The organism is Tessaracoccus zhenghani, from assembly GCF_055326325.1.
On record NZ_JBUZNQ010000001.1, the window covers coordinates 532061 to 556073 of the forward strand.

Annotated in this window: 22 protein-coding genes and 1 riboswitch; of the genes, 11 read left to right on the top strand and 11 right to left on the bottom strand. The window is 68.9% G+C overall.

Features of this window, described 5'->3' with window-relative positions; all coding sequences use genetic code 11:
* Positions 1-111: 111 nt before the first annotated feature.
* The 3 genes from ACZK4S_RS02375 (at position 112) to ACZK4S_RS02385 (ending at position 3458) form a co-directional block, all read left to right on the top strand.
* Positions 112-2028 (top strand): dTDP-4-dehydrorhamnose 3,5-epimerase family protein, encoded by a 1917-nt coding sequence (locus ACZK4S_RS02375; protein WP_463643236.1) that lies wholly within the window; start codon positions 112-114, stop codon positions 2026-2028.
* Positions 2021-3091, top strand: coding sequence for a HEAT repeat domain-containing protein (locus tag ACZK4S_RS02380; RefSeq protein ID WP_459396154.1), 1071 nt, complete (start codon positions 2021-2023; stop codon positions 3089-3091). Before ACZK4S_RS02375 ends, ACZK4S_RS02380 begins: the two co-directional genes overlap by 8 nt.
* An 85-nt stretch (positions 3092-3176) precedes the next feature.
* Positions 3177-3458, top strand: coding sequence for a hypothetical protein (locus tag ACZK4S_RS02385; RefSeq protein WP_459396155.1), 282 nt, complete (start codon positions 3177-3179; stop codon positions 3456-3458).
* 46 nt (positions 3459-3504) lie between these two features.
* Here the strand turns inward: ACZK4S_RS02385 and ACZK4S_RS02390 are convergent, their stop codons facing one another.
* The gene (locus ACZK4S_RS02390; RefSeq protein WP_463643237.1) at positions 3505-4266 is read right to left on the bottom strand and encodes a HEAT repeat domain-containing protein; all 762 of its coding nucleotides are present in this window, start codon (positions 4264-4266) and stop codon (positions 3505-3507) included.
* A 102-nt stretch (positions 4267-4368) separates the two neighbouring features.
* On the opposite strand from ACZK4S_RS02390, the gene ACZK4S_RS02395 reads away from it, so the two are divergent.
* The 7 genes from ACZK4S_RS02395 (at position 4369) to ACZK4S_RS02425 (ending at position 13530) form a co-directional block, all read left to right on the top strand.
* A complete protein-coding gene (locus tag ACZK4S_RS02395; protein ID WP_463643238.1) occupies positions 4369-6042 on the top strand; it encodes an ABC1 kinase family protein in 1674 nt (557 codons plus the stop codon).
* Positions 6043-6062: 20 nt separating this feature from the next.
* A complete protein-coding gene (disA, locus tag ACZK4S_RS02400) occupies positions 6063-7106 on the top strand; it encodes a DNA integrity scanning diadenylate cyclase DisA (RefSeq protein ID WP_076061870.1) in 1044 nt (347 codons plus the stop codon).
* Between the two features lie 59 nt (positions 7107-7165).
* Positions 7166-7271: riboswitch (TPP riboswitch) on the top strand.
* Between the two features lie 34 nt (positions 7272-7305).
* Complete coding sequence (locus ACZK4S_RS02405) at positions 7306-8367, top strand: thiamine ABC transporter substrate-binding protein (RefSeq protein ID WP_463643239.1); 1062 nt, start codon at positions 7306-7308, stop codon at positions 8365-8367.
* Positions 8364-10013, top strand: coding sequence for an ABC transporter permease (locus tag ACZK4S_RS02410; RefSeq protein WP_463643240.1), 1650 nt, complete (start codon positions 8364-8366; stop codon positions 10011-10013). The genes ACZK4S_RS02405 and ACZK4S_RS02410 overlap by 4 nt, the downstream gene beginning before the upstream one ends.
* A complete protein-coding gene (locus tag ACZK4S_RS02415) occupies positions 10007-10981 on the top strand; it encodes an ABC transporter ATP-binding protein (RefSeq protein WP_463643241.1) in 975 nt (324 codons plus the stop codon). The genes ACZK4S_RS02410 and ACZK4S_RS02415 overlap by 7 nt, the downstream gene beginning before the upstream one ends.
* Before the next feature lie 12 nt (positions 10982-10993).
* The gene (locus tag ACZK4S_RS02420; RefSeq protein WP_463643242.1) at positions 10994-11599 is read left to right on the top strand and encodes a TetR/AcrR family transcriptional regulator; all 606 of its coding nucleotides are present in this window, start codon (positions 10994-10996) and stop codon (positions 11597-11599) included.
* An 83-nt stretch (positions 11600-11682) separates the two neighbouring features.
* A complete protein-coding gene (locus ACZK4S_RS02425) occupies positions 11683-13530 on the top strand; it encodes a helix-turn-helix transcriptional regulator (RefSeq protein ID WP_463643243.1) in 1848 nt (615 codons plus the stop codon).
* A gap of 65 nt (positions 13531-13595) precedes the next feature.
* On the opposite strand, the gene ACZK4S_RS02430 is transcribed toward ACZK4S_RS02425, so the two are convergent.
* Positions 13596-16091, bottom strand: coding sequence for an ATP-dependent Clp protease ATP-binding subunit (locus ACZK4S_RS02430; RefSeq protein WP_076061860.1), 2496 nt, complete (start codon positions 16089-16091; stop codon positions 13596-13598).
* 160 nt (positions 16092-16251) lie between these two features.
* Positions 16252-16572 (bottom strand): histone-like nucleoid-structuring protein Lsr2, encoded by a 321-nt coding sequence (locus tag ACZK4S_RS02435; protein WP_463643244.1) that lies wholly within the window; start codon positions 16570-16572, stop codon positions 16252-16254.
* Positions 16573-16661: 89 nt separating this feature from the next.
* On the opposite strand from ACZK4S_RS02435, the gene ACZK4S_RS02440 reads away from it, so the two are divergent.
* Positions 16662-17771, top strand: a complete 1110-nt coding sequence (locus ACZK4S_RS02440) for an NADH-quinone oxidoreductase subunit D-related protein (protein ID WP_463643245.1) — start codon at positions 16662-16664, stop codon at positions 17769-17771.
* A gap of 16 nt (positions 17772-17787) precedes the next feature.
* On the opposite strand, the gene ACZK4S_RS02445 is transcribed toward ACZK4S_RS02440, so the two are convergent.
* The 8 genes from ACZK4S_RS02445 to hpt form a co-directional block, all read right to left on the bottom strand.
* Positions 17788-18417 (bottom strand): hypothetical protein, encoded by a 630-nt coding sequence (locus tag ACZK4S_RS02445; protein WP_463643246.1) that lies wholly within the window; start codon positions 18415-18417, stop codon positions 17788-17790.
* Positions 18418-18510: 93 nt separating this feature from the next.
* Positions 18511-18981 carry a DUF3180 family protein gene (locus tag ACZK4S_RS02450; RefSeq protein WP_463643247.1) on the bottom strand — a complete coding sequence of 157 codons (471 nt, stop codon included), beginning with the start codon at positions 18979-18981 and terminating at the stop codon, positions 18511-18513.
* A gap of 29 nt (positions 18982-19010) precedes the next feature.
* The gene (gene folK, locus ACZK4S_RS02455) at positions 19011-19574 is read right to left on the bottom strand and encodes a 2-amino-4-hydroxy-6-hydroxymethyldihydropteridine diphosphokinase (RefSeq protein WP_076061850.1); all 564 of its coding nucleotides are present in this window, start codon (positions 19572-19574) and stop codon (positions 19011-19013) included.
* Complete coding sequence (gene folB, locus ACZK4S_RS02460; RefSeq protein ID WP_463643248.1) at positions 19567-19953, bottom strand: dihydroneopterin aldolase; 387 nt, start codon at positions 19951-19953, stop codon at positions 19567-19569. The genes folK and folB overlap by 8 nt, the downstream gene beginning before the upstream one ends.
* 1 nt (position 19954) lies before the next feature.
* Positions 19955-20770: a dihydropteroate synthase gene (gene folP / locus ACZK4S_RS02465; RefSeq protein ID WP_463643249.1), complete on the bottom strand. Its 816-nt coding sequence runs from the start codon at positions 20768-20770 to the stop codon at positions 19955-19957.
* Between the two features lie 4 nt (positions 20771-20774).
* Positions 20775-21341 (bottom strand): GTP cyclohydrolase I FolE, encoded by a 567-nt coding sequence (gene folE / locus ACZK4S_RS02470; RefSeq protein WP_076062043.1) that lies wholly within the window; start codon positions 21339-21341, stop codon positions 20775-20777.
* A complete protein-coding gene (gene ftsH / locus ACZK4S_RS02475) occupies positions 21341-23335 on the bottom strand; it encodes an ATP-dependent zinc metalloprotease FtsH (protein WP_076061845.1) in 1995 nt (664 codons plus the stop codon). Before ftsH ends, folE begins: the two co-directional genes overlap by 1 nt.
* Positions 23336-23452: 117 nt before the next feature.
* On the bottom strand, positions 23453-24004 hold the full coding sequence (gene hpt, locus ACZK4S_RS02480; RefSeq protein WP_463643250.1) for a hypoxanthine phosphoribosyltransferase: 552 nt from the start codon (positions 24002-24004) through the stop codon (positions 23453-23455).
* Positions 24005-24013: the final 9 nt, after the last annotated feature.

Below are 24013 nucleotides of genomic sequence, written 5' to 3' on the forward strand. Positions count from 1 at the left end.
CTCGCCAGGCCCCGTTGAGCGGTTTGCCGCGGTGACAGGATGCGCACGCCGCCACCGCGCGGCGCGGCTTACGATACGAGGGCGCAGACAGCAGACGGAGGGCAGCAACACGTGAAGACCACCACCTCCATCCCGGGGCTGTTGGTACTGCACCTGAACGTGCAGTACAACGACGACGGGTGGTTCAAGGAGAACTGGCACCGGGCGTCCTTCGGCGCGGCCGGGTTGCCGGATTTCGGTCCGGTGCAGCAGAACGTCACGCACACCGTGGACCGCGGCGTCACGCGCGGCTTCCACGCCGAGCCATGGGACAGGCTCATCACGCTCACCAGCGGACGCGCCATGGGCGCCTGGGTGGATCTCCGGCCCGGCGAGTCCTTCGGCCGCACCTTCTACTGTGACCTGGACACCTCGGTGGCCGTGTTCGTGCCGCGCGGTGTGGCCAACGCCCACCAGGTCCTGGAGGACGGCACCACGTTTTCCTACCTGCTGGAACACCACTGGACCCCAGACGCGCGCAAGCAGTCCGCCACCGTGAACCTCTTCGACCCGGCGCTGAACATCCCGTGGCCGATCTCACGGGACCGGGCTATCGTCGCCCAGCGCGACGCGTCGCTGCCGCTGCTGCGGGACGCCCCGCCGATGCCCCCACGACGCACGCTGGTCGTCGGCACCGACACCTCGTTGGGCAGGGCCCTGGCCCGCCAAGTCCCCCAGGCCGTGGGCCTGCCCTCCTCCGCCTTCGATGCTGGAGCGGCCCCCGTCGACCTCTGGGCGTTCGACACCATCATCGGAGCAGCCGGCAGACTGCCCACCGGTCTCCCGGGCCAGTTCGAGCGCGAAGAGACGTGGTCGTCCGCCGCCGGCCGGGCACACCGGCTCGCGGAGATCGCCCGCACGCACCGGTTGCGCTACGTGCACCTCTCGGCAGACGGGGCTTTCCAGGGCCCGGGTCCAGAGCACGGCGAAACCGACGCGCTCGATCTCAGCCATCCGCACGGGCAGGTGCTCGCGGCTGGCGAACTGATCGCCGCGACAGTCCCCAGGCACCTGATCATCCGGACCGGGTGGGTGATGGACTCGGCTGAGGGGTTCCTCCGCGACATGACCGCCCGGGCCCGGCACCACCAGTCGGTCACCGTGCTGGGAGATCATTTCGGCCGGTTGACCTTCACGGACAACCTCGCGGCGGGAATCATCCACCTCGTCCGGACGGGGGCCGCTCCCGGCGTCTACAACCTGACCGGTGACGGCCGGTCGGTGAGCTGGGCGCAGGCGGCGCAGCGGGTGTTCCAGATCGTCGGCGCAGATCCGGCTCTGGTGCACAGTTCGGCTGTTGCCGATGCCCCATCCCCCGCCCTGCTGCGGCTCGACAAGATCAAGGCCACCGGCTTCACACCGGACAACGCGTGGCTGGGCCTCATCGACAAGGTGCACGGGGCCAAGCCCGCACCGCTGCAGGCCACCGGGGAGGCCGCTACAGCAGCGGCAAGGATGCCGGGCAGGCCCTACACGGTCATGTTCGTCTGCACGGCCAACATCTGCCGCTCGGCCTATGCAGATGTCGTCGCCCGGGCGCGCAGGGTGCCGGGTCTCCGCTTCCTCTCGGCAGGGATCCAGGCCCTCGTCGGGCATGAGATCGACCCGCCCATGGCGGCACGTATCGTGGACGGCGACTCCTCCACCCACCGCGCCCAGCAACTGACCCGGGCCATGCTCGAAGAGGCAGACCTGGTGATCGCGATGGCCGCAGACCACCGTCGCTACATTCTCGACAGTTGGCCGGCGCTGGGCCGCAAGGTGTTCGTCATCGGGCACATCGCCCGGGAACTCGCCACCCTGCCGGAGTCCGCCACCCTCAGCGGAGTCACGGAGCACCTCTGGAGGCACCGCACCTCGGACACCGCTGATGACGTGCCGGACCCGTACGGCCGCGGCGACGCGGCGGCCAGGACGGCAGCGGACAGCATCGACACCCACCTCCACATCATCCTCGGGGCTCTGACCGAGCTGGCCGGCCGTGACTGAGTGGCTCCGCATCGGCGAGGTGTCACGCCTCACCGGCCTGACGCACCGCACGTTGCGGCACTACGACGAGCTCGGCCTGCTGGTGCCCAGCGGCCGTTCCTACTCTGATTACCGGCTCTACTCGCCGGAAGACATGGAACGGCTGCTGGCCGTTCAGCACCTCAAGTCGCTGGGCCTCAGCCTGGACGAGGTGCGGCAGGTGCTGGACGACCCGGGAACGGACGCGGCTGAACTGATCGGCCGGCACATCGTGGCCGTCGAGGCGCGCATCGGCGAGGAGCAGGAACGGCTGGCCCGGCTCCAGCGGCTGCGGGCAGCCGCGCAGACCGGGTGGGACGACGTGCTCGACGTGCTGTCGCTGGGCGAACAACTCCAGCACGAGGACCCCAATGTGCGGTTCCGGGCCGCGCTCACCGAGCAGGGGGCGGCCGCCGTCGAAGACCTCGTGGAGAGGCTCCGCTCAGATCCGGAGCCGGGCGTCAGGGAGGCGGCCACCTGGGCGCTGGTGCACCGCGGCGCCGTCGTGATGAACGCCATCGCGTCGCTCGGAGACGGTGACGAGCAGGCCCGCCGGTCACTGGCCCACGTCCTGGGCAAACTCCGCGACCCGGTGGGGATCGCCACGCTGGGAGAGCTCGCGCACGACGACTCCGAGGAGGTCGCCGCCAGGGCTGCCTTCGGGCTGGGACAGGTCGGCGGCGAGGCCGCAGCGAAGCTGCTGGTGCCGTTGCTCTCCGATGAGCGCGGCGCGGTGCGTGAGGAGGTGACCCGGAGCCTCGGGCGCATCCCCGAAGCTGGATGGTTGCTCAGGGACGCAGCCGTCGACGCTTCGGCCGTCGCGCGCTTGCACGCCATCGAGGCCCTCGCGGGTCACTCGGACCCGGCCGACGTGCCGGTGCTCATCGCCGCGCTGCACGACGCGGACCCCGAGGTGCGCCTGGCCGCCCTGCTGGCGCTGGGCGAACGACCCGAACCCGAGGCGGCCGCCGCCATCCGGGAGGAGGCCTCGTCGACAGACGATCGCACCCGGTTGGTGGCGCGGCGGTTGCTCGGGTCGTCCTAGCCCGCCGCCCCACGTCGCGTCGCCGCTGACCGCCGATTGAGCGCCCCGGCTGGTAGCGTCGATCACCCGAAACAGGAGGACGGCAATGAACAGCGACCAGTACCACGGCAGCGGCCAGCTCCCAGAGGACATCACTCCCCTCCCCGGCGTGAAGGCGCAGGACCCGGACACGGGAGCGGAGGACCCCCGCCGCTCGGACGAGGAGATCGCCGACGAACTCGAAGACGATCCGGCGATCGATTCCGACACCGGCACCGTCCTGGATGCGGACGACGACAACCTTGACGATGACATCGACGAGGACGGCACCGACGACCTCGGCGCGGTGCCGTTCACACCCGTCCAGCCCAAGCATCTCGGCGGCTGACCGGGGCCTGTCGGATTGACCGACGGGCCCCGGCCGCCACTGGAGCTCAGGAGGGGTTGTGCACCCGCTCCTCGAGGAAGCGACGCGCGACGGCCGCGAGCGAGCGGTCGTCGCCCTCAGCCACGCGGGCCAGTGCTTCGTCAGAGGCGTAGCCCAGTTGACCGAGCGCGGAGACGGCGGCGAGCCGCACGTCGGCGTCCTCGTCGGCCGTGGCCTTCTCCAGGGCTTCAGCGGCGCTGTCCGCCTCGGGTCCGCCGACGTAGCCGAGCGCCTCGGCGGCGTGCTCACGCACGGCCGTCGACTCGTCGGTCAGCCGTGCCACCAGTGCGGTCACACCACCCTCGCCCAGCTTGCGGAAGGCGTCACTCAGCGCGTCGCGCTGCCAGTCGTCGCCGTCACCCAGACGCGCGGCCAGGTCACCGGCGGCCAGATGGCCGCCCGTGTTGGCAGCGGCCCGGTACGCCTTGAGTGCGACGTCCTTGTGCGGGTCCGCCACCAGCGCACGGACGTGCTCGAAGTGCTCCGGGTTGCCCACCTTGCTCACCACGTGGGCGCCGGTGAAACGGACGTGCTCGGAGTCGCTCTGCAGCATGGCGAGGATCTCGTCGTTCGCCTCGTCGGCGTGCTGCACGACGGCCCACGTGAGGTCCTCCCGCACGCGTCCGTCGGTCTCCGTCTTCAGGTGCGCCAGCAGCGCCGGGACGACGGCCGGGTCCTTGATGGACCCGAGAGCCAGCGCGGCCATGCGACGGTCGGTGCCGACGGGGGAATCGAGCTGATTGATCAGGGTCTGGGCATTTCGTGTCATGCCTCAGAACGTAAAGCCTCACGTCGCGTGAAGGTCAACCGGCGAAACCGGGGTCGACTACGCTGTGGGCAGAACCAGGGACAGGGAGCAACGATGCCGGACATGGCCATGATCACCAGGTTGGGCACGCTGCTGGTGCGCCACATGGGCGCCTTCAGCACGCAGAGCTCCGAGATCCCTGGTGACTCGCCGGACAGCAACAAGACGGCTGAGGACGCGCGCAACTTCACGCGGTCGCTCGAGGAGATGGGCCCCACCTTCATCAAGTTCGGGCAACTCCTGTCCACGCGGCGTGACCTGCTGCCCGCCGTCTACACCGACGAGCTCAGCCGGTTGCAGGACGACGTCGAAGTGGTGCCCGTCGAACAGATTCGCGCGCGCATCGAAGAGTCGCTGGGCGGCGCGTCCGTGAACGCGATGTTCTCGGAGTTCGACGACGTGCCGATCGCCGCCGCCTCCCTCGCGCAGGTGCACCGGGGGGTGACGAAGTCCGGCCGCGACGTCGTCGTGAAGGTGTTGCGCCCCGGCGTGCGCGACCGGGTGCGCAACGACCTGGATTCCCTCGCAGGCCTGGCAGATTTCGTGGACCACAACACACCCGTCGGCCCCCGCCTCGGTGCCGCGCGGATGCTGGCCCAGTTCCGGCGCTCCATGGCCGACGAGCTGGACTACCGCAAGGAGGCGGCGAACCTGCGCCTGTTCGCGGACCTCGCCGAGGACGAACGCGACCTCGTGGTGCCCACCCCCATCGACGACTACTCCACCGACGAGGTGCTCACGCTCGAGTTGATGCCCGGGAAGAAGATCACCGACGTCGGCAGGATCGAACTGCTCGACGTCGACGGCCCGGCGCTGGCGGGTTCGCTGTTCCACTTCATGCTGAAGGCCATGCTGGTGGACGGCATCCTCCACGCGGATCCCCACCCCGGCAACCTGTTCCTCACCCCGGACCACCGCATCGCCATCCTCGACGTGGGCATGGTGGTGCGTCTGCCCGCGCGGGTCCGGACGTCGCTGGTGAAGCTGCTCGTGGCCATCGGCGACGCCGACGGCGAGGCCGCGGCCATGGTGCTGGCCGGGATGGGCCACCCGCTGGAGGACTACGATGCGGCGGCCTTCCGTGACTCCGTCACCCACCTCGTGTCCACCACGCTCGCCATGGGCCCGGATCTCCAGGCGGGCACCGTGCTGATGGAACTGGCCCGGCTCTCCGGGGAACACGGACTCCGTCCTCCCGCGGAGATGACGATGGTGGGCAAGGCGCTGCTGAACCTGGATCAGGCCACGCAGCACCTGGATCCCGGCTTCACGCCCATCGAGGCCATCCGCGCCAACGTCTCCACCATCCTCCGCGCCGGTTTCAGCCCGAGCGCCAGCCAGACGCTGCTGAGCGGGCTGGAGGGCAAGGAGTTCATCGAGCGGCTCCCCCGCCGCGCGAACCGCATCCTCGACTCCCTCGCCGAGGGCGAGTTGAGCGTCAACATCAACGCCGTCGACGAGGACCGGCTCCACATGGTGCTGCACCAGGTGGCCAACCGGGTGTCGGTCGCGCTGATCCTGGCCGCGATCACGGTGGCGGCCGCCCTGCTGATGGTCGCCGACGTCGGGCCCCGCCTCCTGGGGTACCCGGCGCTGGGCGCGATCTTCTTCCTCATCGCCGCCATCGGCGGCCTGGTCATGGTGGTCGGCATCCTCTTCGAGGACCGGCCCCCGGTCCGTCGCGTCAAGCGTCGTGACAGGCGCCGCAAGCTGTACGACGACGCCCCCGTAGACTGACCCCGACGTAAGGAGTCCAGGTGCCAAGGTCCGCCATCCGCCGCTATCTGCGGTTGCTCGCGCCGGGCACCCAGCTGCGCGGTGGCCTGGATCGCATCCTGCTCGGCCGCACGGGTGCCCTCATCGTGCTGGGCAACAACACGAAGGTCCAGCAGGTCTGCTCGGGAGGCTTCCAGCTGGGCGTCGACTGCACCGAACAGAACCTCCGCGAACTCGCGAAACTCGACGGGGCGATCATCCTCACCAACGACCTCAGCCGCATCGTGGCCGCCGGCGTGCACCTCGTGCCGGAGGGCGACCTGCCCACGGCGGAGACGGGCACCAGGCACCGGTCGGCGGACCGCACCGCCCAGTCGGCCGGCGTGCCGGTGGTCACCGTGTCGGCCTCGATGAGCACCGTCTCGCTGTTCCTGGGCGGCCGGCGCCATCCCGTCGAGACCGTGCCGCAGGTGATCAGCCGGGCCAACCAGACGCTGGCCACCCTCTCGCGCGTGGTCACGCGGCTCACGGACCAGATGGAGCAGTTCACGCTGCTCGAGATCGGCGAGCAGGTCACCCTGCGCGACCTCACGCACGTCGCGCACCGCCTGGAACTCACCCGCAGGTTGTCCACCGAGATGCGGTTCCATGTGGACATCCTCGGGGTCGAGGGGAGGCTGGTCGCGCTGCAGCACACGGAACTGGCCAGCCACTTCGAGGGGGTCGCGGATCTGCTGACGGAGGACTACGCGCACAACCTGGCGGACCCCTCGGAATTCGACCTGCTGGCGCTGCACAACTTCTCCCCCGAGGAACTCTTCAGCGGCGGCCTGGTGGCGGAGCGGCTGGGGTTCGGGGCGAACGCCAACCTGGAACAGAGCCTGGAGACGCGCGGCGTGCGACTCCTCTCCCGGGTGGGCCGGTTGCCGGCGCCGATGGTGTCGAAGCTGGTGGGCAGGTACACGCTGCAGGAGATGTTCGGGGCCTCCGTGTCGCAGTTGATGGAGATCGACGGGATCGGCCCGCGCCGTGCGCGCCAGATCCGCGACGCTCTGCTGCGGATCACGGAATCCAGCGGTTCCTGACAGACGCCCGTCAGCCCCGAACCCCCTGCGGAGCGCTTCCCGGACTGCGCTATGGTGGACGCCGAACACAGGGGAGCGCCACCGGGGCGCTGAGAGTGCGGGAGGCCGCAGACCCTCAAACCTGATCCGGTTAGCACCGGCGTAGGGAGTTGGGAATTCTCCTCGGCATCCGCCGAGCCCTCCTCTTGAAGGAGCGGACATGAAGTTCTTCGCACACTCGGCCATCGCGGGCACCGCCGTGTTGGCGCTGGCGGCCTGCGGCGGCGCGGCCACGCCGGGGGGCACGGACAGCCCTGCGGGCGAGACGTCCGAGGCGGTCACCTCGTCGTCGACCCTGACTGTGGTGACCCACGATTCGTTCAGCCTGCCGGACGACCTCAAGGCCAGGTTCGCCGAGGAATCGGGTCTGGACGTGACCTACGTCCAGCCCGGCGACAGCGGCACCCTCGTCAACCAGCTCATCCTCACCAAGGATTCGCCGCTCGGCGACGTGGTGTTCGGCATCGACAACACCTACGCCTCGCGCGCCGCGGAGGAGGGTGTCCTCTCCGGTTACGAGTCTGAGGCCCTTCCCGAGGAGGCCGAGGCCATGGCCACCGAGGGCCTCACGCCCATCGACTTCGGCGACGTGTGCATCAACGCCGACAAGCGCTGGTTCGCCGAGCACGACGTGGCGATCCCGGCCACCCTCGACGACCTCCTGAAGCCTGAATACAAGGACCTCCTGGTCGTGACCCACCCGGCGTCCTCCTCGCCGGGCCTGGCCTTCCTGCTCGCCACCATCGGCGAGAAGGGCGACGGCTGGCTCGACTACTGGTCCGCCCTGGCGGACAACGGCCTGAAGGTCGCCTCGGGTTGGACCGAGGCCTACTACACGGACTTCTCGGGTGCCGACGGCGCAGGGCCCCGCCCGCTGGTGCTGAGCTACGCCACCTCCCCCGCGTACACCGTGGACGGGGACGAATCCACCACCGAGGCGCTGCTGGACACGTGCTTCCGCCAGGTCGAGTACGCCGGCGTCCTCGCGGGCGCCCAGAACGAGGAAGGCGCCCGCGCCTTCGTCGACTTCCTGCTCAGCCCCGATGTGCAGAGCGTGTTCCCCACCGAGATGTACATGTACCCCGCGGTGACCGACACCGAACTGCCCGAGGAGTGGGCCCGCTTCGCGCCGCTGGCGCCGTCGCCGGTGGAGGTCTCCCCCGAAGAGATCGACGCGAACCGTGACCAGTGGATCCGTGACTGGACCGAGGCCATGGGGTGAGATCGACCCTGGGTTGGCGGCTGGGATGGGCGCTGACGGCGCTCGTCCCGGCCGCCTTCCTGACGCTCTTCTTCGCGTGGCCCGCCGCCGCGCTCGTGCTGCGGGGGTTCCACGACGACACCTCATGGACGCTCGAGGGTTTCAGCTCAGTCTTCGACTCCCGCCGCACCTGGGGGGCCATCTGGTTCACCCTCGGCTCGGCCACCGCCTCAACGCTGCTGTGTCTGGTGCTCGGGTTGCCGGGCGCCTACCTCCTCTACCGCTGCCGGTTCCGTGGCCGCGACACCTTGCGCGCCCTCATCACCATCCCCTTCGTGCTGCCCACGGTGGTGGTGGGCGTCGCATTCGGCTCATTGCTGCGCCCCGACGGGCTCCTCGGCTGGCTCGGCCTGGCCGGCACCCCGGCCGCCATCCTCGCCGCGATGGTGTTCTTCAACTACTCCGTGATCGTGCGCACGGTGGGCACCCTCTGGGCGCGCCTCGACCCGCGCCTGGCCCAGGCCGCCGGCACTCTGGGCGCCTCTCCCCTCCGCACACTGCGCACCGTGACGCTGCCGGCGCTGACGCCGGCGATCGTCTCCGGCGCATCCCTGGTGTTCCTGTTCAGCGCCTCCAGCTACGGCATCGTGATGGTGCTGGGCCAGACCCGCTACCGCACCATCGAGACCGAGATCTGGTTCCTCACCACCCAACTCCTCGACCTGCCGTCCGCCGCCGCCCTGTCGATCACCCAACTCATCATCGTGTCCGCCGCTCTCTGGTTGAGCGGCCGCGCCCAGGCCCGCATGACCCGCGCCCTGAGGCTGCAACCCGACGTCGACTCGGAGCGCGGCCTCTCCCTTCGCCGCGACGGCCTGGCGCTCGGCCTGACGCTGGCCGTGGCCGTGGTGCTGCTCGGCCTCCCCCTCGCCAACCTCGCGTGGCGCTCACTGCACCGCGACGGTGGGTTCACCGTCGTCAACTACCTGCAACTCGCCGCCGAGGGCGGCGCCGGAGTCAGCGTGTGGGAAGCACTCCGCACCTCACTGGTCACAGCCCTCGCAGCGACGGCCATCGCCGTGACGCTCGGGCTGCTCGTGGCGCTCGTCGCCTCCCGGCGACCCCGGCGTGCCGTGGGCAGATCGGCCCTGGCCGTGTTGGAGTCACTGTTCCTGCTGCCACTGGGCGTGTCCGCCGTCACCGTGGGCTTCGGGTACCTCATCACGCTGAACCGGCCGCCGCTGGACCTCCGCTCCAGCATCGTGCTCATCCCCGTGGCCCAGGCCGTCGTCGCCCTGCCGCTCGTGGTCCGCACGCTGCTGCCCACCCTGCGCGCTATCGACCCCCGGCAACTGGAGGCCGCGGCCACGCTGGGCTCCACGCCCTGGCAGGTGGTGCGCCGTATCGAGCTGCCCCATCTCGGCCGGGCGGTGGGTCTGGCGGTGGGGTTCGCCTTCGCCACCTCGCTGGGCGAGTTCGGCGCCACGAGTTTCCTGGCCCGGCCGGACAACCCGACGCTGCCGGTGCTGATCTTCCGGCTGTTCAGCCGCCCGGGCGCAGAGAACTACGGCGTGGCGCTGGCCGCCTCCGTGGTGCTGGCAGGATTGGCAGGGATCACGATGGCCGCCGCCGAACGCCTGCGGCCGAAGGAGGTGGCCGCGTGGTAACCGGTCTGGAAGTGCGCGATGTGTCGGTCCACTACGGCCGCACCGTCGCCGTCGACGACGTCTCGCTCCGGGTGGAGCCGGGCACGATCGTGGCGCTGTTGGGCGCGTCCGGATCCGGCAAGTCGACGCTGCTGCGGGCCATCGCCGGCCTGCAACCCCTCTCGTCCGGGGCCATCCTCTGGGACGGAGAGGACCTCGCCCCCGTGAAGGTGCACAAGCGCAACTTCGGCCTCGTGTTCCAGGACGGTCAGCTGTTCCCGACGATGAACGTGGCCCGCAACATCGCCTACGGTCTGGGCAAACTCCCCAAGCCGGAGCAGCACGAGCGCGTGGAGGAGATGCTCGAACTCGTGGGCCTGGCAGGCTACGGCAGCCGCAGGCCCACCGAACTGTCCGGAGGCCAGGCCCAGCGGGTGGCGCTGGCCCGCTCGCTGGCCCCGTCGCCGCGGGCCCTCCTCCTCGACGAGCCCCTCTCCGCGCTCGACACCGGTCTGCGGCGCCGGCTGGCCGACGACCTCGCCAGGATCCTGCGCGAGACCCACACCACCGCCGTCTACGTCACCCACGACCACCAGGAGGCGTACACCATCGCGGACTTCGTGGCCGTGCTCGACGAGGGCCGGCTGCTCCAGCTGGCCTCCCCCGAGATCCTGCGGGAGCGGCCGCACAACAGGCAGGTGGCCGCCTTCCTGGGCTACCGCGCGTTCGTCGTCGAGGCCGAGGCACGCCGCCTGGGCTGGACGGGCAGCCTGGCCACGGGCGAGCTGCTGGGCATCGGCCCGGCCTCGCTCCAGCTGGATCCGCACGGTGTCGAACTGCAGGTCGTCGACCAGACGCTCACCATCGACGACGTCGAGGTGAAGGTGCTGCTGCCCGACGGCCAGACGGCGATGGTGGCCTCGCCGTCGAAACTCGACACGCGCTCAGTTCGGGTGACCCTCGTCGGGGGCGCGATCGTTCCGGCGTGACACAATGTCGCCATGCCGAAGATCGCCGCTGCCTCCGTCGCAGAGCACCGCGCGCAGGTGGAGGTCAAACTCCTCGACGCAGCCGAGGCGCTGCTCCGCGCCGGGCTGCCCCTCACCGCTGGGAAGGTGACGCAGGACGCGGGCATCGCGCGCAACAGTATCTACCGCTACGTGGACAGCATCGACGACCTCCGTGGCATGGTCGTGGCCCGCTACCTCCCCCTGTGGTCCAAGACGGTCGGTGACGCCGTCGCCGAGGTGTCGGACCCCGGGGACCAGGTTGTCGCCTGGGTGCGGGCCAACCTCGAGGAGGCCGCCAGCACCGGCCACGGGTGGCTCATGCAGATGGCCCAGCAACCTGGAGCCTCCAGGGCGACCTCCGCCATCGCGGACCAGGCCCACGACGTGCTGCGCGCCTCACTGATCCGCGCCTGGCGCGCACTGTTGACGGACCCGGATCTGATGCGCCTCAACGTCGCCCTGACCCGCGGCATCCTCCAGGCCGCGTTCGTGCAGCTTGATCGTGGATTTCCACCCGAGAAGCTGATTCCGTCGGTGGTGGACGCCGCCAGGGCCCTGGTTGACGCGGCAACCGGCCCTGCGGCACGCGTAAATTAGTTTCCTCCCCCCTGCCCCGCCTGGGACACCGGGGATAAGATTGCCCCGAACGGCGCCTGATGGGCGCGGAAGGTGCGGGGGCCATGTCACCACAGATGGCAGATCGGCTGGTCGCGGTCCTCGCGCGGCTGTCGCCAGGGGTGGTGTGCGTCAGCGGAGGCGCGGCAGGTGACCGTTCCGCCGTCGTCGAGGAGGCGCTGCAGCGGCTGACCGGCCAGTACCGGGAGCCCTCCCACGTCGACCTGACCACGCTCGACGCCGACCAGGCGCTGGCGCGGGTACTCACCGCGATGCGCAGGCTGCCGGCCCGCCGCACCTCCGCTCCCGGGCGGTCCTCCATGTGGGAGCCGGAACTCCTCGTCGCAGACCACGCCGAGAACCTGGCGGGACGCGAGGCCCAGGTCTCGGCGGCCGCGGAGCGCGAGGGCGTGGCCGTGCTGGCCGTGTCCCCGCACCGCCTCAGCGGCGGGTTGCTCGCGTCCCTCTCGCTCGGCCCGGTGGAACAGCAGCCACCGCCCCGGGCACCGGCGGAGCACGACGCAGCAGTCGGTCCCGAGCGGTACGCGGCCATCGCCCGGCAGGCCGCACTCCACCGCTCGAGCGGCGACGACCTGTCGGCCATCGCCCTGCTCGCCTCCACCTACGATGCCGCCCGTGGCGCCGTCCACGAACTGGAGGCGGTCAACCCCCCGATGGCCGCGAGGCTCGCCGTCGACCTCCTGCCGGAGGCGGACCGCCGGGGCGACGAGGACATCATCGGCGACGTCCTGTACCGGCTCCTGAACCGGGCAGACACCCCCTTGGAGGTGAAACTGGACGGTTTCACCTGGTTGGCCCTCATCGAGTCCTTCACCCCGGACGCGGTCCAGCGGGTGCCACGCATCCAGAAGAACCTCAACACCGGGGTGGCGATAGCGGAGGCCCTGGGGCGTCCTGAGTACCTGCTGTTCCCGCGCCTGGCCGAAGTCCTGACCCTGGGCGTGCTGCGCGACTACGACCGCGCCGGCAAGGCCGCCGCTGACGGTCTCGAGATCGCGACGCGCCTCGGGCTGGACGGCTGGCGGGCCCGCTTCGAGTTCGGCGTCGCCACGATCCGCCACGTGCTGGGGGACCACAAGGGTGCCACCGACATCGCGATGTCCGCCTGGCAGCGGGCCGAAAACGCCGGAGACCAGAAGGCGATGATCTACAGCGCCCTGCTGCTCGGGCGGCTGCCGTCCACCAGACCTGATTCCCCCGGCGGCCTGCCTACCCTGCGCCGGGCGCTGTCGCTCGCCCGGGACCTGGGTGACCGGCGCCTCGAATCCTTCACCCTGGTGCTCCTCGCGGTCCAGGCGCTCTTCACCGCAGACCCCCTCAGCTCCGCGCCCTGGCTGATCGCGCGCTACCGGCTGGTGGCCCGCAACCGCAACGGCAACGCCCTGGTGCCCCACGTGCTGTTGACGCTGCGGTTGGCCGCCCGCATGGGGCATCCCCGGGTCGCGGCCCGGTTGCACGGCTCACTGCTGCAGTGGAACGAGCTCATCCTCGGCGCGCTCCCCTCGGTGCTGGAGACCCAGTACTACGAAGCGGTGGCGATGGCCAGCGCTTCCCTGGGCGAGGCCGAGTTCGGCCGGTGTGCGGAGGAGGGCACGTACCTGTCGCTGGAGAGCGCCGCCGCGGAGGCAGTCGATTACGTGCTGCGGATCGCGAACCCCGGCGCGGCTGCCGCACCCACCTCGTCACCGCCGGGCGAGTTGACCGCCCGGGAGCGGGACGTGCTGCGCCTGCTGGTGAGCGGGCACCGCAACAAGGAGATCGCCGAGCGCCTGGTCCTCTCCCCGAAGACCGTGATGCACCACACCAGCGCCATCTACCGCAAGCTCGGCGTACGCGGCCGGGCAGAGGCCGCCGTCGCCGCCGTGCGCGTGGGCATCATCCCACCACCCTGAGGCGGGCCGGGACGCAGCGCGGGGTGGGCCCTTCCGGACCCACCCCGCGACAGCTGTACGGACGGTTACTCGGCGGTCTTCGCCGGTTCCAGTGCCTCGACGGCGGACTTGACGACGCCGGTGAACGTGAACGGCAGCTCCGCTCCCTCTTCCGCGACATCCACCAGGACGATCTGACCGGCGGTCAGGTCACCGAAGAGGATCTTCTCGGCGAGGATGTCCTCCATGTCGCGCTGCAGGGCGCGACGAAGCGGACGGGCGCCCAGCACGGGGTCGAAGCCCCGCTTGGCGATCAGCGTCTTGGCCGCGGGCGTGAGCTCGATGCCCATGTCCTTGTCCTTCAGGCGGCCCTCGATCTGGGCGACCATCAGGTCGACGATCCGCTCGATGTCCTCCTGCGGAAGCTGGTGGAACACGACGATCTCGTCCACGCGGTTGAGGAACTCGGGGCGGAAGTGCTGCTTGAGCTCGTCCGACACCTTGTTCTTCATCTTCTCGTAGCTCGAGCCATGGTCGTCGGCCCGGGAGAAACCCAGATTGACCGACTTCGAGATGTCGCGCGAACCGAGGTTCGTCGTCATCACGATGACCGTGTTCTTGAAGTCCACGACCCTGCCCTGCGCGTCCGTGAGGCGACCCTCATCGAGGATCTGCAGGAGCGAGTTGAAGATGTCCGGGTGGGCCTTCTCGATCTCGTCGAACAGGACCACGGAGAACGGCTTGCGGCGCACCTTCTCCGTGAGCTGGCCGCCCTCCTCGTAGCCGACATAGCCGGGGGGCGAGCCGAACATCCGGGAGGCGGTGTGCTTCTCGGAGTACTCGGACATGTCGAGCGTGATGAGCGCGTCCTCGTCGCCGAACAGGAACTCCGTGAGCGCCTTGGTCAGCTCCGTCTTGCCGACGCCCGAGGGGCCGGCGAAGATGAACGAGCCGCTGGGGCGCTTCGGGTCCTTCAGGCCTGCGCGGGTGCGTCGGATGGAGCGCGACAGCGCATGCACCGCGTCGCTCTGGCCGATGATCCGCTTGCCGATCTCGTCCTCCATGCGGAGCAGCCGCTGGGACTCCTCCTCAGTGAGCTTGAACACCGGGATGCCGGTGGAGCCGGAGAGCACGACCGCGATCTCCTCCTCGCCGACGACGGCGGGGATGTCGGAGTCGCCCTGCTTCCAGGCCTCCTCCTTCTCCGCACGCTGCGCGCGAAGCTTCTGCTCCTCGTCTCGGAGGCGTGCTGCCTTCTCGAAGTCCTGCGCGTCGATCGCGGAGTCCTTCTCCATCTTGTTGGCAGCGATCATCTCGTCGAATTCACGCAGGTCCGGCGGCGCCGTCATCCGCTGGATGCGCAGGCGGGCGCCGGCCTCGTCGATCAGGTCGATGGCCTTGTCCGGCAGGAACCGGTCCTGGATGTAGCGGTCTGCCATGGTGGCCGCGGCCGCGAGGGCCTCGTCGGTGATCGTGATGCGGTGGTGGGCCTCGTAGCGGTCACGCAGGCCCTTGAGGATGTCGATGGTCATCGCGACGGAGGGCTCAGCCACCTGGATGGGCTGGAAACGGCGCTCCAGCGCGGCGTCCTTCTCGATGTGCTTGCGGTACTCGTCGAGCGTGGTGGCACCGATGGTCTGCAGCTCACCGCGGGCCAGCATGGGCTTCAGGATCGACGCGGCGTCGATGGCACCCTCGGCTGCACCCGCCCCGACGAGCGTGTGGATCTCGTCGATGAACAGCATGATGTCGCCGCGGGTCTTGATTTCCTTGAGCACCTTCTTCAGGCGTTCCTCGAAGTCACCGCGGTAGCGGGAGCCGGCGACCAGCGCGCCGAGATCCAGCGTGTAGATCTGCTTGTCGCGCAGCGTCTCCGGCACGTCACCACGCACGATCGCCTGGGCCAGGCCCTCCACGACGGCGGTCTTGCCGACGCCGGGCTCGCCGATCAGCACCGGGTTGTTCTTGGTGCGGCGGCTGAGCACCGTCATGACGCGCTCGATCTCGTGCACGCGGCCGATCACAGGGTCGAGCTGGTTCTCACGCGCAGCCTGTGTGAGGTTGCGGCCGAACTGGTCGAGCACCTGCGAGCTGGACTTCTCAGCCCCGGTCTCTGGTGCACCGGACATGGAGGACTCGCGCCCCTGGTAGCCGGTGATCAGCTGCAGCACGGTGTTGCGCACGCGGCTGAGATCAGCACCGAGCTTGATCAGCACCTGGGCGGCCACACCTTCGCCTTCGCGGATGAGGCCGAGCAGGATGTGCTCGGTACCGATGTAGTTGTGGTTCATCTGCAGAGCCTCGCGGAGCGAGAGCTCGAGCACCTTCTTGGCGCGCGGCGTGAACGGGATGTGCCCCGTTGGCACCTGCTGGCCCTGGCCGATGATCTCCTCGACCTGGTCACGCACGGCCTCGAGCGCGATGCCCAGCGATTCCAGAGCCTTCGCAGCCACGCCCTCGCCCTCATGGATGAGGCCGAGCAGGATGTGCTCCGTGCCGATGAAGTTGTGGTTGAGCAGCTTAGCCTCGTCCTGCGCCAGCACTATCACGCGGCGGGCTCGGTCCGTGAACCGTTCGAACATAAGAACTTCTTCCCTTCCCGTTGCCGCGCGACGCGCACGGAGGCAACTTGAGTCTCAAGCTTACTAACGCTTGGAGAGGAACAAAGGTCCTACGCTTCTCCCGCGGCGAACAGACCCGCGGATGGACCAGGGTGCCCGGCGGTGGTACACCGCCGGGAGATCAGTTGGCGGCTTCGTACGCAGCGACGATGTCGGCTGCGATCCGGCCACGATCGGAGACCTTGTACCCGTTGGCGCGAGCCCAGGCGCGCACGTCGGAGTTGGTCACCTTCTTGGCCCCACCGCGACCGGAGGAGGCACGCCGGCGGCCGACCTTGTCCGCCTTGGCGATGTAGGGGGCGAGCAGTTCCCGCAGCGCCTCTTCATTCTCGGGCGTGAGATCGATCGTGTAAGCGTCACCACCGATGGAGAATTCCACCGGCTTAGCCCCCTCGGCGCCGTCGAAGTCGTCGATGTGAACCACGCGGACCAGTCGGGCCATTGAAATCTCCTTATTGGATGTATCCCTAGAAAGCTAGGATAACTAGCAGATTAGCGCTTCGGTCGGGTCTATGAATAGAGGGTGCCAGCATGATTTCCACGAGATACAGCGTTGGCGGGCTTGCATTCCCTGACCACCGGCCCATCAGCCTAGGCCCACGCCACCCCACGAGCGCCGGCCTGATCACCATCGCCGTCGACACTGAGGCCGGCCGCATTGTCGCCGCGGATGTGACCAGCGGTTACGGTCACCGGGGTGCGGAGAAGCTCTTCGAGGTGCGGGATTACCGGACCATGATCATGCTCGGGGACAGGCATGATTGGCTCTCAGCATTCAGTGGTGAATTGTCGCTGACTCTCACGCTGGAGAATGCCATGCGCCTCAGCGCCCCACCACGGGCAATCATTCTGCGCACCCTCCTCGCCGAATTGGCCCGCATTCACTCCCACCTTTCCTTTCTCAGCTATTTGTCACCCGGCACGGAACCACACGAGCGCCTGTGGCGGGTGATTGAGGAAATCCGCACCCGCTTCCTGGCCTGGACCGGCAACCGGGTCCACCCCATGCTGAACCGGGTGGGAGGCCTCTCCGCGGACGCCCCCGACGGGTGGCTCGCCACGCTGGACGAATTGTTGGACGACGTGGCCCGGCTGTCGGCTGACCTCCGCGGGACCCTCGACCGGACCAGCAGGTTCTCCGGCCTGGGAATCCTGGACGAGTCCGCCTGCCTGGGGTTCGGGCTGACCGGCCCGGTGGCGCGGGCTGCCGGTTTCGACCCGGATCGGCGGGCCGACGGCTACCTCGCCTACGGCAGTGTCTTCCGCCCAGTCCACACCCGCACCGCGGGAGACGCCGAGGCCCGCCTCGGGGTGCTGATCGACGAGGTGGGGACCTCCGTCGACATGATCCGCGTGGCCCTCTCCTTGGCGGCGCAGACGCCTGGTGAGGTCAACATCAAACTCTCCCGTCGTCTCCGGGTGCCGGAGGGAGAGCACAGCACCGACATCGAGGCACCCTGGGGGGTCGCCTCGTGCCTGATGAACTCGCGGGGCGGGCAGACTCCCTGGCGGGTGGCGCTGCGCACGCCGTCGTTCGCCAACGTGTCCGCGCTGGGCAAGGCCCTCGAGGGCGCCATCACAGCGCAGATCCCCGACGTCATAGCCTCATTGGGCTACTCCATCGGGGATCTGGACAAGTAGGGCGGTACTGCGCCTCTCAGGCGTGCCTGCGCAGGTCCGGCAGTACGTCGAGGTTGAGCTTGGCGATGTCCACCATCGTGGGGTGCTCGTCCTCGCCCCAGATGTCGTCGATGCTGGGGTGCAGCGCGCGGCTGGGCAGTTCGACGATATTGGCGGTGTTCTCGGCCTCACGCCCGGCGCGCTCCGCCTCGAGGTCTGCGATGCGCTTCTCCAGGGCGACGATGCGGGCCTGCCGCTCCGCCACCTCCGCGCGCAGCCAGACGCTGTTGCCGCGCATGGAGCTGAGTTCCGACTTGGCGGCTCCCAACTGGCCACGCAGCTTCGCGATCACGGCCTTGAGGTTGTCTGCCCGGGCGTTGTACCGCTCGATCATCGCAACAGATTCGGCGTGGTGCCGGTCCGCCTGCTGCGAGCGCAGATCCACCTCGTGCTTGAGTTCTTCTGAGTGCAGCACCCGCTCGAAGCTGAGCTGACGCCACACCACATAGACGGCAGCGACCGCCATGAGGACAGCGACGACGACCCCCGCGCGGACGAGCCAGACGTTGCCCGCCATCGAGGCGAGCGAGACAACGGTGCCGACGGCGAGAATTGTGAGTGCAATAGTGCGCTCTGAGGACTTGTGAGCTGCGCGACGACCAACCATGGCGCCCATTGTAGGTACGGTCGAACAAACACCCGTGTATTGAAACGGGCATGTTGCCGTGTTTTCCCGCGCGTCTGCCGGCGGCCTGCTATCTCAGGCCGGCGATGGCGAGGCCCCGTCGGGCTTGTCCTCGTCATCGTCGTCGTCGTGGATGACGCAGGCCCGTTCCAACAGCGCGCCGGCGCCGGCCAGCAGAAGGGCCGCGACGATGGTGGCGCTGCCCTGGATCACGCGGGCCGACGGCAGTGCCGCGTCCAGTTGGGAGAGATAGCGCATCACGTAGACGATGTGCCCACCGGCGAACAGCGCACCGGTCATGATCATCGATTTGCCGACGGCGAGGGCGGCCAGGCCCTCCTGCGGCGCGAGGCGCTTCTCCTCGATCCGCTTGGGCAGAGCCCTGCTGTAGATGGCCACGGCCAGCGCGAGGCCGACGAGCATGATGGGCACGGACCAGGGAACCACGGGCGGGAACTGGCCGGCGGCCTCGAACCCCAGGATGACCAGGGCGAAGATCACCGCCCCGGACAGCACCGATACGACGGCCTGCCGGGGTGTGGTCAACCCCAGCTTCGGCCTGGGCTCCCTACTGGTCAAAAGCCAGTGTTGGCTTGGATCGTGATGTCGCGGCGGGGGGTGAGCACGCTGGCGTCGATGTCGTCCAGCAGCTCAGCGATGGGGCCGTGACCTGCGATCTCGCCGTTCGGGTCCACGTCGTGCCACGGCACGAGCACGAAGGCGCGCTCGTGGGCGCGGGGATGCGGCAGCTCGATGTCGCCCTCCGAGATGCGCTTCCCCACCATGATGATGTCGATGTCGAGCGTGCGGGGGCCGTTGCGGACCTCGCGGCTGCGGCCGAAGTTCTCCTCGATCGCCAGGCAGCGGTCCAGGATGGTGAGGGGCTCGAGGGTGGACTCGGCCACCACCACCATGTTGAGGAAGTCACCCTGGTCAGGGCCCTCCCCCACCAGTTCGCTCTGGTAGACGGGCGACACGTCGACGAGGATCAGGTCAGGCGTCTCTGCGAGGAAGTCAACTGCTTCCTGGAGGATTGCGGCCGAGTCACCGAGGTTCGAACCCAGGCTGAGCACCACCTTGGAGATGGGGCGGAGGTTGCCGAGGGTGTCGACATCGATTTCGAAGGGGCCGTTAGACATGTCTGCTCCTGCTGATCGTGACGGATACGTCCGTGAAGGTCTGGTTGATGGGGGCCTTGGGCTTGTGCACCGTAACCGTGACCCGGTCCACTCTCCCATGGCTGAGGCATCTGTCCGCAATCTCGCCTGCGACGGTCTCAATGAGATTTCGCGGTTCGCCGGTGACAACGGCTTCGACATCTGCGGCGATCTCGGCGTAGTTCACGGTGTTGGCCAGTTGGTCGCTGACGGTGTCAACCGTCAACTCCAGTTCGACGTCGACGACGAAGGGTTGACCCTCGCGGCGTTCCTGCGGGAAGACACCGTGAAAGCCGGTGGCCGTGAGCCCGGTGAGCGTGATTCGGTCGATGGCGGGATCCCCCTTAGCTTCCACTGGCACCTTACCGGACCTCTTTCCCGAGGGGTGCCTCGCGGTCCAGCCGACGGGCGACGGCGATGGCGTCGGCCTGTCCACTGACGTCATGGGTGCGCACCGCCCACACCCCGTGGAGCGCGGACCAGAACGACACGGCCGCCGTGGCGCCGTCGCGGCCCAACGGTTCGCGTCCGCCGAGCAGCTCACCGAGGAAGGCCTTCCGGGAAGCACCCACCAGCACCCGGTGACCCAGTCCCTGGAACCGGTCGAGGTGGCGCAACAGCGTCCAGTTGTGGTCCCACGTCTTCGAGAATCCCAGGCCCGGGTCAAGGATGATCCGGCCTTCCGGGATGCCCGCCTCGAGGGCCTTGTCGCGCTGCCCGAGCAGTTCTGCCAGCACATCGGCGACCACGTCGCCGTACTGTGCGGTGGATTGGAACCGGGCGGAATGGTCGCGCCAGTGCATGAGCACGAAATCCGCCGACGATTGGGCCACCACCCCGAGCATGTCCGGGTCCGCCAGACCACCGGAGACGTCGTTGATGATGCGGGCACCGGCGTCGATGGCGGCCGAGGCCACCTTGGCGCGCATGGTGTCGACGGAGACGGTGATGCCGTCTGCGGCCAGCGCGGCGACGATCGGCACCACCCTGCCGAGCTCTTCGCGCAGACCCACCCTGGCCGAGCCCGGGCGCGTGGACTCGCCACCGACATCGATCATGGACGCCCCGGCGGCCAGCATGGCCCGGGCGTGGGTGATGGCGACATCGGCGTCCAGGTAGGCGCCGCCGTCGGAGAACGAATCGGGCGTCACGTTGAGGATGCCCATCACGAGTGTCATCGGGTCACCGCCCGATGATCAGGCTCATGGCCTCCGCCCTGGTGGCAGGGTCGCGCAACAGGCCGCGCACCGCCGAGGTCACCGTCCGCGAGCCGGGCTTGCGCACGCCCCGCATGGTCATGCAGGTGTGCTCGGCCTCGATCACGACGATGACGCCCCGCGCACCGAGGTGCTCGACGAGGGCCTCGGCGATCTGCGACGTGAGGCGTTCCTGCACCTGGAGGCGACGGCCGTACATCTCCACGAGGCGGGCGATCTTGGACAGACCCGCCACCCGGCCGTCCATGGACGGGATGTAGCCCACGTGCGCCACGCCGGTGAACGGCAGGAGGTGGTGTTCACAGAGGCTCACGAGCTCGATGTCCTTCACCAGGATCATCTCGTCGTGTGAGATGTCGAACGTGGTGCCGAGGACCTCGGTCACGTCGGCGCGGTACCCGGCGCTCAGCTCCGCCCAGGCGCGGGCGACCCGGTCAGGGGTCTCCCGCAGGCCGTCCCTGTCGGGGTCCTCGCCGAGGGCGATGAGCAGTTCACGGATGGCGGCCGCGGCGCGCGGCTGGTCCACGGCCATCAGTGGCTCGGGGGTGCGGTGGGCGGCCCCCACGGGGAGGGACCGGTCTCGGGCAGCGGCAGCTTCGTCGGCTGCTCGGGGAGGGGTTCCGGTGCGGGGGGCACCTCGACCGGGGGGTCGGTGGACGGGACGCGGAGATCAGAGCCCGTCCAGGCGGGACGCTTGTCGCGCCGGGCCAGGCTCTTGAACACCTCGTCGACCTCCTTGCGGTTCAGCGTCTCCTTGGCGAACAGCTGACGCACGAGCTCGTCGAGGACCGCTCGGTTCTCCACGAGCACGTCGAACGCCTCCTGGTGCGCGGTGTGGATCAGCTTGGCCACCTCGTCGTCGACGATCGCGGCCATGTGCTGCGAGAACTCCTGGCTGGAATCCGTGCCGCGCATGCCCATGAACGGCTCAGAGTCGCCGCCGCCGAGCTTGACGGAGCCGACGCGCTCGCTCATGCCGTACTGCATCACCATCGCCCGGGCCACCTTGGTGGCCTTCTCGATGTCGTTGGCGGCGCCCGTCGTCGGGTCGTGGAAGATGAGTTCCTCCGCGGCGCGGCCACCCATCATGTAGGCCATCTGGTCGAGGAGTTCACCGCGGGTGCGGGAGTACTTGTCCTCGTCCGGCATGACCATCGTGTAGCCCAGGGCGCGGCCGCGGGGAAGGATGGTGACCTTCTGCACCGGGTCGTTGCCCGGCATCGCGGCGGCGACCAGGGCGTGGCCGCCCTCGTGATAGGCCGTGATGAGGCGTTCGCGGTCGTCCATGAGGCGGGTGCGCTTCTGGGGGCCGGCGATCACGCGGTCGATGGCCTCGTCCAGCATGGGCTGGCGGATCATCTCCTCGTTCATGCGGGCAGCCAGCAGCGCCGCCTCGTTGAGCACGTTGGCCAGGTCCGCGCCGGAGAAGCCGGGGGTGCGGCGGGCGATGGACACGAGGTCCACGTCGCTGGCGAGCGGCTTGCCCTTGGCGTGGACCTGGAGGATCTTGGCGCGTCCGTCGGCGTCCGGGGCGTCGACGCCGATCTGGCGGTCGAAACGGCCGGGGCGCAACAGCGCCGGGTCGAGCACGTCGGGCCGGTTGGTGGCGGCGATGAGGATCACACCGCCGCGCACGTCGAAGCCGTCCATCTCGACCAGCAGTTGGTTGAGCGTCTGCTCGCGTTCGTCGTGGCCCCCGCCCATGCCGGCACCGCGGTGCCGGCCGACGGCGTCGATCTCGTCGATGAAGATGATCGCGGGGGCGTTCTCCTTGGCCTGGTTGAACAGGTCACGCACCCGGGAGGCACCCACGCCGACGAACATCTCGACGAAATCAGAGCCGGAGATGGAGAAGAAGGGCACGTTCGCCTCCCCCGCGACCGCACGCGCGAGGAGGGTCTTGCCGGTGCCGGGCGGTCCGTAGAGCAGCACACCCTTGGGGATCTTGGCACCCAGCTTCTGGAACTTCGCGGGCTCCGCCAGGAACTCCTTGATCTCTTCCAGTTCCTCGACGGCCTCGTCAGCGCCGGCGACGTCGCCGAACGTCGTCTTGGGGGTGTCCTTGGACACCAGCTTCGCCTTCGACTTGCCGAAGGACAGCGGCCCACCGGCGCCGCCGCCGGACATGGAACGCATCAGCCAGAAGAAGACCAGGATGATGATGAGGAACGGCAGGCCCGTGTAGAGGAACATCTGCAGCAGGCCGGGCGTGGGGTTGCGGCCCGTCCACTTGTCGATGGTGCCGTCCTCGGCACGCTTCTCGAGCAGCGGCACCACGTCGTCGACCTGGTTGCCCACCCACTGGGACTGCGTCTTCTTACCGGTGTCGTCCGTGACCTGGATCTGCTGTTCGCCGTCCACCAGGATGACTTCGGTCAGCTTCGTGTCGCCGGCGAGCAACTCCAGGGTCTCCGAGGTGGGGACCGTCTGGTAGCCGGTGACTGAACTGATCATCTGCATCCCCAGCATGAGGAAAACGATGCTGATGAGAATCCAGGCGAACGGGCTCTTGAAAAATCTCTGCAACTTAGGGTCAGCTCTCTGGCGGCGTTAAGGACGCGCCGTGAGTCGACACGGGCGCACGGTCACATTACCAGCGGCCGCAAGACCTCCGGGTCCGCTGAGAGCGGACGGGACGCGAGCTCAGGCGTAGACGTGGGGGGCGAGCGTGCCGACGTCGCGCAGGTTGCGGTACCGGCCGGCGTAGTCGAGGCCGTAGCCGACGACGAATTCATTGGGGATCTCGAAGCCCACGTACTTGACGTCGACATCCATCTGGGCGGCGTCCGGCTTGCGGAACATCGTCATGATCTCGAGGCTCGCCGGGTTGCGCGTGGCCAGGTTCCTCATCAGGTAGCTCAGCGTCAGGCCGGTGTCGATGATGTCCTCCACCACGATGACGTCGCGGCCCTCGAGGTCGGCGTTGAGGTCCTTCAGGATGCGCACCACACCGGAGGACTGTGTGCCTGCGCCGTAGCTGGACACGGCCATCCAGTCCATCTCCACGTGGCTGCGCATCGCGCGCTGCAGATCACTCATGACCATCACCGCGCCGTTCAGCACCCCCACCAACAGCAGGTTGCGACCCACATAGTCGGCGTCGATCTGGGCGGCGATCTCGGCCACGCGGGCCTGGATCTCGTCGTTGGTGAAGAGGACCTTCTCGAGGTCGCCTGAAACGTCTGCAGCATCCACGAGGACGAG